The organism is Aliivibrio finisterrensis, assembly GCF_008933155.1.
GTDB lineage: Bacteria > Pseudomonadota > Gammaproteobacteria > Enterobacterales > Vibrionaceae > Aliivibrio > Aliivibrio finisterrensis.
Genome location: NZ_WBVP01000012.1, coordinates 1 through 13987 on the forward strand (window position 1 = coordinate 1; position 13987 = coordinate 13987).

Consider the following 13987-nt stretch of genomic DNA (forward strand, 5'->3'; position numbering starts at 1 on the left):
CCTGAAACCTGAAACCTTAAAGTGAATCGTGATATTCCACTAGCACCTGCTCACACCACTGCTCAATACGCTCATCACTTTTATCGTATTGGCTGTCTTCATCTAACGCCAAACCAACAAAGTGAGATTCATCTTCAGTCAACGCTTTTGATGCATCAAACTGATAGCCTTCGTTCTTCCAATAACCGATAAACTTAGCATCAGTAGCTTTTAATTCATCGTGCAATAACCCCATTGCATCTAAGAACCATTCGCCATAGCCTTCTTGATCACCAAGGCCAAATAGAGCAATAGTTTTACCTTCTAGAGAAAGGCCATCTAACTCTTCCCACACGGCTAACCAGTCTTCTTGAATTTCACCAAAATCCCACGTTGATATGCCAAGTAATAGCAGATCGTAATCGTTCATTGTGACTACTGGTGTCTCTTTAATATTGTAGATATCAACCAGTTCTTCACCCATGATTGTTCTGATTTTTTCAGAAGCCATTTCGGTGTAACAAGTGGAAGAGCCGTAAAACAGACCAATTTTCATTTTAACTACCATATTAATGAGGATTAAAGCCTAGTGTACCGCAAATGATTCTTAAAATTAAACTTGCAATGAAAGCCTTGATAATTGTTTAATACTGTAATTCTAACCAGTGTTTTTTTTGGTTTTCAGTAAATGGTGATGGCAATGAACAATGATATGGCTTTAATTGAGCGTTTTTTAGATACCATGTGGATGGAGCGTGGCTTATCAGAAAATACCTTGGCTTCGTATCGAAATGATTTGGTGAAATTACTGCAATGGCTAGAGGATAATCATTATAAGTGTGCCTCTATTTCAGCAATGGGATTAAATGAATATCAAGCGTACTTGGTAGATAAAGAATACAAACAGACTTCACGAGCTCGTATGTTGTCTGCACTTCGTCGATTCTTTCAGTATTTACACCGTGAGAAAATTCGAGGTGATGATCCAACCGCGTTATTGATGAGCCCTAAGCTACCACAGCGGTTACCAAAAGATTTAAGTGAAGAGCAAGTCAATGATTTATTAGAAGCGCCAAATGTAGACGATCCATTAGAGCTTCGAGATCGCGCAATGCTAGAACTGCTTTATGCAACAGGCCTACGTGTCACTGAGTTAGTTAGCTTAACCATGGAAAACTTGAGCCTTCGCCAAGGTGTGGTTCGTGTTACTGGTAAGGGGGACAAGGAACGTTTAGTACCGATGGGAGAAAATGCGGTAGATTGGATTCAAACGTTTTTAGACCAAGGGCGTCCAGTGTTACTTGGTGAAAAAAGTTCAGATGTGGTTTTTCCAAGTAAAAGAGCAAGACAGATGACAAGGCAAACCTTTTGGCATCGTATTAAGCATTATGCTGTTATTGCAGGTATTGATACGGATAAATTATCGCCACACGTCTTGCGCCATGCGTTTGCGACACATCTATTAAATTATGGTGCAGACTTACGTGTCGTACAAATGTTACTAGGACATAGTGATCTTTCGACAACACAAATATATACTCACGTAGCAACGGAACGTTTAAAACAGATCCATCAAGAGCATCACCCTCGTTCATAGTGAAAAGGGAACTTCTTGTTGGTTTACTACTCTACAATTTAAACCTTCTATTTTTACTTTTTTTATAGGTACTTTTATGTCATTTATTCGCCGTACTAGCGCGATGTTTATTGCTCTATTGAGTGTAATTTCTTTTACAGCATGTTCTGATGAGCAAGCAGAAGAGAAAGTGGTAGCGCCTTCTGTAGAAGTCTCTCAATCTGATTCAGAGCAAGCGATTACTCAACGTTTAACTGTATTGGGTTTACCTGTAGAAGCCATTCACAACTCTGAAGTTGATGGTTTTAAACAAGTAGAAACACCATTTGGTATTTTTTATGTATCAGATGATGGTAAGCATTTCATTCAAGGTCGTATTTTTGAGTTTGATGAAAATGGCAATATGAAAGATTTATTAGCAGCTCGTTTTGCAAAATTGGTTGATAGCCAAAGTGAGAACATGATTGTGTTCCCTGCTAAGGATGAAAAACACGTTATCACGGTATTTACAGATATCACTTGTGGTTACTGCACAAAACTTCATAAAGAGATGAAAGACTATAACGATGCAGGTATTACGGTTCGTTACTTGGCTTACCCTCGTCAAGGTTATCAAGGCTCTGTTGCAGATGAAATGGCACAAATTTGGTGTGCTGATGACAAACAACAAGCAATGGAAGATGCAAAATCACACCGTGCAATTAATGGTGAAAAACCAGCAACAGCTCAGTGTAAGAGCATCATCAAAGAACAGTATTTATTAGGTCGTAAAATGGGTGTAAATGGTACTCCTGCAATTGTACTGCCTAATGGTGATCTTGTTCCTGGTTACAAGCCAGCACAAGAGCTTTTGAAAGACTTAGAAAAATAAATTCTTACGTAATCGAATTTAAATCCCCGCAATACTTATTTAACTTAAGTATGGTGCGGGGATTTTTTTATCTTTATAAACCTAACCTTGGGCCATTATCATGATTGAAGTGAAACGTCGTCTTATTCCAGAAATTCCAGCACTTCCGAGTTCAATTCCTTCAATCTTACAACGGATTTATGCAGCTCGTGGTATTACATCAAATGATCAGTTAGAGCGTGGTGCTAAATCCTTGCTCTCATTTCAATCAATGCATGGTATTACCAAAGCGGTTGATATTCTAGTTGAGGCGATCGCAAAACAAACTCGTATTATTGTCGTGGGTGATTTCGATGCTGATGGGGCGACAAGTTCTGCGTTGTCTGTGATGGCATTTCGAATGATGGGCAGCAGTAATGTTGATTATTTAGTACCTAATCGTTTTGAAGATGGCTATGGATTAAGCCCTGATGTGGTAGATCAAGCCAAAGAGATGGGCGCAGAAATCATTATGACGGTGGATAATGGTGTTTCATCCATTGATGGGGTATTAAAAGCCAAAGAATATGGAATGGAAGTGGTGGTGACTGATCACCATTTACCCGGAACACATTTGCCAATAGCAGATGCGATTGTAAATCCAAATTTAGAAGCCTGTGCCTTTCCATCAAAATCATTAGCAGGTGTGGGGGTTGCTTTTTACTTGATGCTAGCGATTCGTGCGCGTTTACGTGAAAACAACTGGTTTGAAATCCAAAATATCCCTATACCTAACCTAGCCGATTTATTGGATTTAGTCGCTCTTGGTACTGTCGCTGATTTGGTGGCTCTGGATGAAAATAACCGTATTTTGGTACATCAAGGTATTCAGCGTATTCGTGCTGGAAAATGCCGTCCTGGTATTCAAGCGTTAATCGAAGTGGCCAACAAAGTCCCTTCTCGAATTGTGGCTTCTGATTTTGGCTTTGCGCTTGGGCCAAGAATTAATGCAGCAGGGCGTTTGGATGACATGTCATTTGGCGTTGAATTGCTGATGTCGAATAACATTCATGCAGCGCGTCGTATGGCTTCAGAGCTGGATGCCTTAAATCAAACTCGCAAAGAGATTGAGCAAGGGATGAAAGATGAAGCAATGGCGATTTGTGAGCGACTTGAATTTGGTGCACAGACAGAATTGCCGTTTGGTTTGGTTTTATTTCAACGCGATTGGCATCAAGGTGTTATTGGAATTCTCGCTTCTCGCATTAAGGAAAAATATCACCGTCCAGTGATCGCCTTTGCTGATGGTGGCGATGGATTCATTAAAGGGTCGTGCCGTTCTATCTCTGGCTTTCATATGCGTGATGCGCTGGATTTGATTGATACCCGTAACCCAGGGTTGATTTTAAAATTTGGTGGTCATGCGATGGCAGCAGGGTTAACCATTAAAGAAGTGGATTATAAGAAGTTCAGCCAAGCCTTTGATGATGTAGTGCGTGAGTCAGTAGAAGAAGAGACGTTAACTGGAGTTGTACTGTCAGATGGCGAACTAACACCGGAAGAATTTACTTTAGGTACTGCAGAGATCATTCGAGCGGGCGGTCCATGGGGACAAGCTTTCCCAGAGCCTATTTTTGATGGTGAATTTAAAGTACTAAACCAACGCTTGGTGGGTGAAAAACACCTTAAGTTAATGTTGGAACCACTGCATAAAGATTTTCCAACCAATAAAATGGTTGATGCTATTGCATTTAATATCGATGTTCGTCGCTGGCCTGATGCCTCTGTTCAAAAAGTAAAACTGGCTTATCGTTTAGATATTAATGAATTTCGAGGCAATCAAACATTACAATTAATGGTTGAATACATAGAACCAATGTAATGTCATTGCACTATAAAGAAAAAATAAAACAAAAAGGTTAACTAACACTAAGATTTACGTTAAGTAAAGTTTGGTGGCATGTTGCATTTTTTGCTTTGTATGAAAATAGAAAGGCGCGTATTCCGGCTAGAGGTTAAATAAAAAGAAAATTGGTGTGATTAAATTTACACCATTTTCTCAATCCTTATTGTTCTTGCTTTCAGAGGGTGAAATACCTCGATTTCTATCACACTTTTGGTTAAAATCTCTCGGTTATTTTTTATTCGGCGATGATAAAACACCATGTTCGAAATTAATCCTATTAAAAACCGTCTCCAGGATGTGTCTGATCGCACAAATATCCTGAGGGGGTACCTTTGACTATGATGCTAAGAAAGAGCGTCTAGAAGAAGTCAATGCAGAGCTAGAACAACCAGAAGTATGGAATGAACCTGAGCGCGCACAAGCGTTAGGTAAAGAACGTGCATCTTTAGAAGCGATTGTAGAAACTATTGACCAATTAGACCAAGGCGGTGAAGACGTTGAAGGCTTACTGGAGTTAGCAGTAGAAGAACAAGATCAAGAGACGTTTGATGAAATTGAACCAGAGCTTGCTGGCTTAGAAGAAAAACTCGCGGCGTTAGAATTTCGTCGTATGTTCTCTGGCGCACATGATGCATCTGATTGTTATATTGATTTGCAGTCAGGTTCTGGTGGTACAGAAGCGCAAGATTGGACATCAATGATGTTACGTATGTACTTGCGTTGGGCGGAAGCCAAAGGATTTAAAACGGAAATAATCGAAGTTTCTGATGGTGATGTAGCAGGCCTAAAAGGCGCAACAGTACGCATTTCTGGTGAATACGCTTATGGTTGGCTACGCACAGAAACTGGCGTACACCGTTTAGTTCGTAAATCACCATTTGATTCAAGTGGTCGTCGACATACCTCATTTGCCTCAGCGTTTATCTATCCTGAGATAGATGACAACATTGAAGTAGATATTAACCCTGCTGATTTACGTATTGATGTATACCGGGCTTCTGGCGCGGGTGGTCAACACGTAAACACCACTGAATCTGCGGTACGTATTACTCACGTTCCGACAAATACAGTAGTGCAATGTCAAAATGATCGTTCTCAGCATAAAAACAAAGCACAAGCAATGAAGCAGTTAAAAGCAAAACTGTTTGAACTTGAGCTTCAGAAACAAAACGCAGAGAAACAAGTAAACGAAGATTCTAAATCCGATATCGGGTGGGGCAGTCAGATTCGCTCATACGTATTAGATGATTCGCGCATTAAAGATTTGCGTACCGGCATTGAAAATCGTAATACGCAAGCCGTATTAGACGGTGATTTAGATAAATTTATCGAAGCCAGCTTAAAATCTGGATTATAAGAAAGGGTTCATTATGACTGACCAAGTACAACTAGATGAAAACAAACTGATTGCAGAACGTCGTGGTAAATTAGACCATATCCGTCAAGCATGTAAGGCGAATGGCCACCCAAATGACTTCCGCCGTGATAGTCTTGCGAGTGACCTTCAAGCTGAGTTTGGTGAAAAGACCAAAGAAGAGCTAGAAGAATTAAACCATATCGTTGCTATCGCAGGCCGTATCATGGCTAAGCGTGGTCCTTTCTTATTGATCCAAGAAGTGTCTGGTAAGATCCAAGCTTATGCATCGAAAGATGTGCAAAAAGAGCTTAAAGACAAATACCAAGGTCTAGATATCGGTGACATCATCGGTGTTAAAGGTGCACTACATAAATCAGGTAAAGGCGATCTTTACGTGAATATGGAAGAGTATGTATTGCTAACAAAAGCATTACGTCCATTACCTGAAAAATTCCACGGGTTAACTGACCAAGAAATGCGTTACCGTCAGCGTTATGTTGACCTTATCGTAAATGATGATTCACGTACTGCATTTGTTATCCGCTCTAAAGTGGTTTCAGCAATTCGTAACTTCATGGTTGATAAAGGCTTCATGGAAGTTGAAACGCCAATGATGCACGTTATCCCTGGTGGCGCTTCTGCACGTCCATTCGTAACACACCATAATGCACTTGATGTTGATATGTACCTACGTATCGCCCCTGAGCTTTACCTAAAACGTCTTGTTGTTGGTGGTTTTGAGCGTGTGTTCGAAATTAACCGTAACTTCCGTAACGAAGGCCTATCTCCACGTCATAACCCAGAATTCACAATGATGGAATTCTACATGGCGTATGCTGATTACAACGATCTAATGGATCTAACAGAAGCAATGCTATCTCAAGTAGCTATCTCTGTTCTAGGCAGTGATAAAATGCCTTACGGTGAGTATACCGTTGATTTTGGTGGCAAATACGCACGTATGAGCATGCTAGACGCGATTAAACTATACAACCCAGAGCATGCTGAGATTCAAGCGCTAACGTACGAAGGCGTTCAAGATCGTGACTTAATGGTTTCTATCGCGAAATCAGTGCATGTTGACGTTGAAAGCTTCTGGACATGTGGTCAGCTTCTTGAAGAAATCTTTGGTGAAACAGCTGAACCTAAGTTAATGCAACCTACGTTCATCACTGAATACCCAGCGGATATCTCACCATTAGCACGTCGTAACGATAACAATGATTTCATTACAGACCGTTTTGAGTTCTTTATTGGTGGCCGTGAAGTAGCAAATGGTTTCTCTGAGCTTAATGATGCTCAAGACCAAGACGAGCGTTTTAAAGCGCAAGTTAACGCAAAAGAGTCTGGTGATGATGAAGCAATGTTTTATGATGCTGATTATATTACAGCACTTGAGCACGGTTTACCGCCAACAGCAGGTCAAGGTATCGGTATTGACCGTTTAGTGATGCTATTCACTAACACTCACACAATTCGTGATGTTATTTTATTCCCTTCTATGCGTCCTCAAGCATAATTTAGAATAAAATTAGTATATTAATGAAAGAGCAGTGTTTAAAACTGCTCTTTTTTTTATAAAAAGGAAAATATTAGAATACAGGCATACTTCCTCATCAATTGACCTAACTTTTACATTTCTCTTTAAAGTAGAATATGACTATAAAAGTAATAAAAAAATCTTTCTTTATATTATAAAATTAAACGCATCTCATAGATGAAGCATATTTATTTCCGGTGCGTTAACTGTTGTTTGCTTCTTGTTTGTATTTTTGTGTGTTTTTGTTAAAAGGATGACGAGTATCTCACTTATGAGATCGTGGGGAGTCTTAAAACCTGTATAGTTGCCTTTAGAAGAAAGTTTAGTTGGTTAAATAAAGAATTTAGAGGTATGGCTATGGGTACTCAGTTTCGTATGGATTCTGTTCCAGGTTCGTTAGTGGTTGTTGGTGGAAGCTACGAACCTTGGTTAGCAGTATTAGAACAAGTTGGCTGGCGTTGTCATCGTTGTTATGACCTTCGTGCTGCGCAAGCATTGTTTGATGAAATTGGGCCATGTATTGGTATTGTTGATCTAAGCCAAGATGATTTCAGCCTTAATGGTATTGCAACGTTAGTAAATAATAATAAACAAGTACGTTGGATGGCATTTATCCGTGAATCACAACTAAGCTCAGATACTATTTGTCAATTTATTGTGAATTTCTGCATTGATTTCTTTACCGCTCCAATTCCTGATGCTCAGTTGCTAAGTACTATTGGTCACCAATTAGGAATGCTAAAATTAGAACGTAAAGTTTGGCCAAATATGGGGCAAAAATCGGATTTAGGCATTTTAGGCGAAGCGCCGGCAGTGAAGCGTCTACGAGATCAAATTCGTCGAGTAGCACCAACAGATGTTTCTATTCTTATCTCTGGTGAAAGTGGTGTTGGTAAGGATGCGGTAGCAAAAGCAGTGCATGATTCTTCTGGTCGTAATAAAAGGCCATTTATTTCATTAAACTGTGGTTCATTATCTGAATCAAAAATAGAACAAGAGTTGTTTGGACTGGATTTATCCGATTACCAAGAGTCTAAACTGTTCCAAGCGAGCGGTGGCACTTTGTTCTTAAATGATATTAATGATTTACCAGCAACTCAACAGCAACATTTATTACGCTTTTTACAAGAAGGTAATATAGAAACAACTCAGGGTTTTATTGATCTTGATGTGAGAGTGATTGTTGCAAGCCATATTGATCTTGAAAAAGCGATAGAAGAAGGTAACTTTAAAGAAGAGTTATATTATCGTCTGAATGTGCTGCGTATTCATGTCCCTTCTTTAAAAGAGAGATGTTCAGATATATCGATCTTAGCGGATCATTTTCTTCAACGCTATGCCAGAGAATACAATACGCAAGCACGTACTTTCTCAGAAGAGGCAATGCAAACTATGCTGCATTACCAATGGCCGGGTAATGTTCGTGAATTAGTTAACCAGGTTAAACGTGCAGTATTACTTGCAGATAGCATGACGATAGATCTGGAGCATTTAGATCTTCCACAGCGCAATGATACAAAACGAAGCTTACGTGTTATTCGTGAAAATTCAGAGCGTGATGCACTCTTGATGGTATTAGAGTCTCATGATGGTCAGGTGTCCTCTGCTGCAAAAGAGCTGGGAGTGTCGCGCGCCACCATGTATCGTTTATTGAATAAACATAACTTGATTTCAGAGCCAAGAAGCTACAGCTAATAAAAGCAAAGTTAATAAAAGGGTCTTATACCAATCTACATAAGTATTTGATCATTCTTGCTTGTTAAAATCGATTATATCTGCGTTATAAATTTTGTAATTAGATCCACTAGTTACTGTAATTTATGCCTTGCTCTAATCGATTTTTCCTACGCAATTATCTGAACAACTACTTATCCAGAATGGTATTATCTTAATCAGAGATAAGGCCTTTTTTTAATTAAAGAATGATTTTAAGATCGCATGAGTAAAATGAGTTTTTAAATAAAACCCTCTTGGTAGCGTTTTAATTGGGTTTCCATTCTCCCCATAAGCTTCAGTAAGAGCTCTGCTGTTTGCCGCTTTAGGTCTAAGCTGTAAAACTTCGCCATGCTTTGCCGTGATAGATTCAACTTTTCCTAAGACAATTAAGTCCATTAATTCTTCCCAATCTTGCTTTAATTGGTGCTCTTCTGCTATAGAGGGTTTCCACAGTACAGGGTAACCAACATGTCGATCTCCAACAGGGATTTCTCGTTCCCCTTCAACAGGGATCCACAGAACATGAGCTAATTTATGGCGAACATGAGATTCCTCCCACTTTAAACTATGTACCCCAGTTAGAGGAGCAACAGAGACAAAAGTGGTTTCAAGAGGTTTTCCGCTATAACTGATCGGAATTGTTTTAAGTTCAATACCAAGATCAATGAAATCAGGCAATGGTTTACTGCCTGCAGAAGCGCCTAAATGCCATTCTAATAACTGTCCAACCCAGCCTTTATCTCGCTTTAAATTTTCAGGGACAGCTATTCCTGCTTGTTCAGCAAGTTCAGAGAGTGTATAGCCTGCAATGTTTTCAGCTCTGGTTAATAGTTCATTAATACTGTTTGGTGGTGGTTGTTTCATAGTGGCTCTTTAATGGCGATAGAACGATAAGATTACCATATAATCTTTTCTATTTAGCACTCTTGATTGGATCTTATGAAGTTATCCACATTGAAGATTGTTTTTTGCTCTATATTTGTTTTTATGGATCTATGTACAGTGCTTTAATTCTTAATAAGTTATTGACTTTTTAAGGGCTAGCACATTATAGAGCTTGTAATTGTGGGTAACCATCAAGTTGCTCAATATTTAATCGATCTGTGTTCGTATTATTCAATCAGAGTTAAATAAAAAAGATCCAATTAAAGATCTTTTGTTTAACTTTATGTTTATTATAATATTTATTGATTTCCCATTATTATCCTTACTCTATTGATAAATTGATTTTTATTGCTCAATTTGATTTGTTTTTATCTTCTGCACAAAGTTATACACAGAAAAGGTGAATAAATGTGGGGTAGCTCTCATTGTTATGTTGATAAGTTCTCTTGTGATTAAAAGTTATTCAATAAAGGAGGTTATTTTAGTAAAACGTGATGAGAAAGCGTGATCCTGTTTGCTCAAAGAGACGATCTGTGAAAAAATCATAGGTAATATAAGTTTAAGATGAGGTCATCCAGTGATAGATGGCGATGGTTTCCGCCCGAACGTCGGGATAGTGATATGCAATAGCCATGGTCAAGTATTCTGGGCGAAACGATACGGTCAACATTCTTGGCAATTTCCACAAGGTGGCATTGATGATGGTGAGACACCAGAGCAAGCAATGTACCGAGAATTGTATGAAGAAGTTGGTCTGACAAAAAATGATGTACGTATTTTAGCAAGTAGCCGCCATTGGTTACGATATAAATTACCGAAGCGTTTAGTTAGATGGGATTCAAAACCTGTCTGTATTGGGCAAAAACAGAAGTGGTTTTTGCTACGCTTGGAATGTGACGAATCCAAGGTGAATATGCAAAGAGATCGCACGCCAGAATTTGATGGTTGGCGATGGGTAAGTTATTGGTACCCAGTTAGACAAGTGGTTTCATTTAAGCGTGATGTTTATCGTCGAGCCCTCAAAGAGTTCGCGGTAATTGCTATGCCGTTTAAGGAACGAAAATTTAAAAGGAAAGGTAAACAAGGTTAAGCGGTCGATACCTTATAACCTCAAGGATTGCCTCTTATGCTTACTCAACTCAGGGATATAGTTGATCACGTCGCTAAAGCAGAATCGCTCGATGATGCTTTAGCGTTATTAGTGAAGAATACCCGTCACTCAATGCGAACAGAGTGTTGCTCAGTTTATTTAATGAGTAATGATAATCTGCGTTTAGAATTGATGGCTACCGAAGGTTTAAAAGCCAAGCCGAATACCGTTTCACTTGGTATTGATGAAGGGCTTGTAGGCCTGGTTGCACGTAGCTGCGAGCCATTAAACCTCGCTAATGCCTCTGTACACCCCTCGTATAAATACATTCCAAGTATTGCTGAATATAAATTTAACTCTTTTTTGGCGACGCCGATCATCTATCGTCGACAAAATTTAGGTGTTTTAGTTGTTCAGCAGAAAGAGAAACGCCAATTTACTGAAGTGGAAGAATCCTTTCTTGTTACGCTTTCTGCTCAACTTGCGGTGGTATTAGCGCACGCGAAAGCACACGAAAGTTGGTCTGCTCACCTACAAACTTCAGTAATACAACAGAAACAATTTAAAGGGATCTCTGCGTCTAATGGCGTAGGTATTGCCCCTTTATGGTTTGATGATGCCCAACCTAAAATAGAAGCAATTTTACCAAGTTCTTGTCTTGATATTGAGCTGGAAAAAGATCGTTTAGGTACAGCGGTTGAGTTAGCTTTAAAGGATTTTAGACGTGCGAAAAAACGTTTTGAGCAAGAGCTGAACAACGAAACGTTGGCAATATTTGATCTCTTTACTCACTTATTAAATGATCCAATGCTGAAAGCTGATCTGAAAAAACAGATTGATAAAGGGGACTCTGCTGAGTGGGCATTGCGCCAAGTTATTGAGTCTTATGCTGGCCGCTTTGAGAGAATGAGTGACTCTTATTTAAGTGAGAGAGCAAATGACGTTAGAGAGCTAGGACAGCGTTTACTCTACTTTTTAAACTATGAAGATAACCTAGATATTGAACTGTCTCACCCTGTTATTTTGGTGACAAATCAATTAACTGCTTCAATGCTTGCGAGTATCCCAAAAGATAAGTTAAGAGGGGTTATCTCTCTTGAGGGGGCTGCTAACTCTCACGCTGCTATTTTATCTCGAGCTTTAGGTATCCCGGCGATTATGGGCGTAGAGTTTAACCCAGCTCATTACCATAAATCGTTAGCCATTGTTGATGGTTACAGTGGCTTGCTTTATATCAAGCCGACAGAAGCGCTAACTCAAGAATACATCGAATTACAAAACGAAGAGATCGCACTCTCTGAGTTAATAACACAAGATCTAGATAAACCAACATTAACGCTAGATGGGCATTTGATGAAGATCCATCTTAATGCCGGATTAAGCGCAGACTCAAGCATTGCTGTTAACCAAGGGGTTGATGGTGTAGGGCTGTATCGCACCGAAATACCCTTTTTATTGCACCAAAGATTCCCTTCTGAAGAAGAGCAATATTTGCAATATAAGGCAATTTTAGAAACCTATCCTCAAAAACCAGTCATCATGAGAACGTTGGATATTGGAGGGGATAAGCCATTACCTTATTTACCAATAGAAGAAGATAATCCATTTTTAGGCTGGCGTGGCATTCGGTTCACTTTAGATCATCCTGATATTTTTTTACTGCAGTTAAAAGCCATGGTCAGAGCGAATATTGGCAATGAAAATTTATCGATTATGTTGCCGATGATTTCAGGGATACCAGAATTAAAACAAGCACGAGTTTTGATTAATCAGGCTTATGAAGAGGTGCTTAGTGAGTCTGATGGGAGCTTCTCAAAACCACGCATAGGTATGATGGTTGAAGTACCCTCAATGCTGTATTTATTACCGAGAGTCGCAGGACTTGTTGATTTTATTTCTGTTGGTACTAATGACTTAACTCAGTATTTATTAGCAGTAGATAGAAATAACTCACGAGTTTCTCATGTGTATGAGTCTTATCATCCAGCGGTGTTGTTAGCATTAAAACAGATTATTGATACGGCAAATCAGTGTAGATTACCCGTGAGTGTCTGTGGAGAATTAGCGGGTGATTCCATTGGATGTTTATTGTTGATGGGCCTGGGTTACAACAGTTTAAGTATGAATACTTCTAATGTAGCAAAAGTTAAGTATATTATTAGACAGGTAGGGTTATCAGAAATAGAAACGCTAATAGCTAAACTTTTACACCATGATGATGCAGAGCAAATTTTAGCTGATATGATGGCGTTTTTTGAAGAGAAGAATCTTTCAGGATTTATTCGAGCAGGTAAATAAATGTCAGTGGATTTTTGGTCTATTTTTGCACTCTATCTTGCATTAGGCAGTGTTGTTGGAGTAATGGCTGGCTTATTAGGCATTGGTGGTGGATTACTTGTTGTTCCTGCATTGTTATGGCTACTTCCTCAAGCAGGGATTGACGCTACTATTGCAATGCAAATGGCATTAGGAACCTCACTAGCGACCATTATATTCACCTCAAGCTCATCGGCATGGAACCATTTACGTTTAGGCAATGTCGAAGTGGGGCTTATTAAAAGTTTAGCGCCAGGGGTTATTCTAGGCGGTTTTATTGGCAGTTACCTTACCGAATTAATACCAGCACATTATTTGCCGAAAGTGTTTGGGGTTATTGTGCTTTTATTAGCTCTACAGATGCTGTTAGCGCTTAAATTTACGGCGACAAGAATAATGCCGCCACCGCTTAAAGTTGCGACATCCGGTGGTGTTATTGGTATCGTGTCTAGCTTAGCGGGCATTGGTGGTGGATCACTAACGGTACCTTATTTAAGTTTTCATGGTGTTGAAATGAGAAAGGCCATTGGCAGTTCTTCATTATGTGGCACATTAATCGCTATTGCAGGCATGATAGGGTTTGTAATACATGGTGTAAATGTGGAAAACTTACCGCCAATGAGTTTAGGTTACGTTTATTTACCCGCATTGTGTGGTATTAGCTTTACCTCTATTTTAACCACTAGAGTTGGGGCTAAATTAGCGTCACATTTACCAACACCGACATTAAAAAAAATCTTTGCCGTATTTCTAGTATTTATTGGCAGTAAAATGTTCTTAGGATAAGAGAGTA

Annotated in this window: 11 protein-coding genes; 9 read left to right on the forward strand and 2 right to left on the reverse strand. The window is 39.3% G+C overall.

Features of this window, described 5'->3' with window-relative positions; all coding sequences use genetic code 11:
• Window positions 1-16: 16 nt before the first annotated feature.
• On the reverse strand, window positions 17-535 hold the full coding sequence (gene fldB, locus F8B77_RS11355; RefSeq protein WP_151655432.1) for a flavodoxin FldB: 519 nt from the start codon (window positions 533-535) through the stop codon (window positions 17-19).
• 144 nt (window positions 536-679) lie between these two features.
• Between fldB and xerD the strand changes: the two genes are divergently transcribed.
• From xerD to F8B77_RS11385, 6 genes are all read left to right on the forward strand, one after another.
• Window positions 680-1576: a site-specific tyrosine recombinase XerD gene (xerD, locus tag F8B77_RS11360; protein WP_151655433.1), complete on the forward strand. Its 897-nt coding sequence runs from the start codon at window positions 680-682 to the stop codon at window positions 1574-1576.
• A 76-nt stretch (window positions 1577-1652) separates the two neighbouring features.
• Window positions 1653-2426 carry a bifunctional protein-disulfide isomerase/oxidoreductase DsbC gene (dsbC, locus tag F8B77_RS11365; RefSeq protein ID WP_151655434.1) on the forward strand — a complete coding sequence of 258 codons (774 nt, stop codon included), beginning with the start codon at window positions 1653-1655 and terminating at the stop codon, window positions 2424-2426.
• A 100-nt stretch (window positions 2427-2526) separates the two neighbouring features.
• A complete protein-coding gene (recJ, locus tag F8B77_RS11370; RefSeq protein ID WP_151655435.1) occupies window positions 2527-4266 on the forward strand; it encodes a single-stranded-DNA-specific exonuclease RecJ in 1740 nt (579 codons plus the stop codon).
• A 282-nt stretch (window positions 4267-4548) separates the two neighbouring features.
• Window positions 4549-5647, forward strand: a protein-coding gene (gene prfB / locus F8B77_RS11375) for a peptide chain release factor 2 (RefSeq protein WP_151655436.1) whose coding sequence is annotated in 2 segments (ribosomal slippage) — window positions 4549-4623 and window positions 4625-5647 — 1098 coding nt in all. Because the reading frame shifts where the segments join, the coding sequence is not laid out codon by codon here.
• A gap of 13 nt (window positions 5648-5660) precedes the next feature.
• The gene (gene lysS, locus F8B77_RS11380) at window positions 5661-7166 is read left to right on the forward strand and encodes a lysine--tRNA ligase (RefSeq protein ID WP_130046884.1); all 1506 of its coding nucleotides are present in this window, start codon (window positions 5661-5663) and stop codon (window positions 7164-7166) included.
• A 378-nt stretch (window positions 7167-7544) separates the two neighbouring features.
• Window positions 7545-8882 carry a sigma-54-dependent transcriptional regulator gene (locus F8B77_RS11385; protein WP_151655437.1) on the forward strand — a complete coding sequence of 446 codons (1338 nt, stop codon included), beginning with the start codon at window positions 7545-7547 and terminating at the stop codon, window positions 8880-8882.
• A 216-nt stretch (window positions 8883-9098) separates the two neighbouring features.
• Here the strand turns inward: F8B77_RS11385 and mutH are convergent, their stop codons facing one another.
• Window positions 9099-9767 (reverse strand): DNA mismatch repair endonuclease MutH, encoded by a 669-nt coding sequence (gene mutH, locus F8B77_RS11390; protein WP_151655438.1) that lies wholly within the window; start codon window positions 9765-9767, stop codon window positions 9099-9101.
• Between the two features lie 598 nt (window positions 9768-10365).
• Between mutH and rppH the strand changes: the two genes are divergently transcribed.
• Genes rppH through F8B77_RS11405 form a run of 3 tightly spaced genes read left to right on the forward strand, consistent with a single transcriptional unit; the run spans window position 10366 to window position 13980 of the window.
• Window positions 10366-10878 (forward strand): RNA pyrophosphohydrolase, encoded by a 513-nt coding sequence (gene rppH / locus F8B77_RS11395; RefSeq protein ID WP_151655439.1) that lies wholly within the window; start codon window positions 10366-10368, stop codon window positions 10876-10878.
• 36 nt (window positions 10879-10914) lie between these two features.
• Window positions 10915-13176 (forward strand): phosphoenolpyruvate--protein phosphotransferase, encoded by a 2262-nt coding sequence (ptsP, locus tag F8B77_RS11400; protein ID WP_151655440.1) that lies wholly within the window; start codon window positions 10915-10917, stop codon window positions 13174-13176.
• Window positions 13177-13980: a sulfite exporter TauE/SafE family protein gene (locus F8B77_RS11405; RefSeq protein ID WP_151655441.1), complete on the forward strand. Its 804-nt coding sequence runs from the start codon at window positions 13177-13179 to the stop codon at window positions 13978-13980.
• The last annotated feature ends 7 nt before the right edge of the window (window positions 13981-13987 follow it).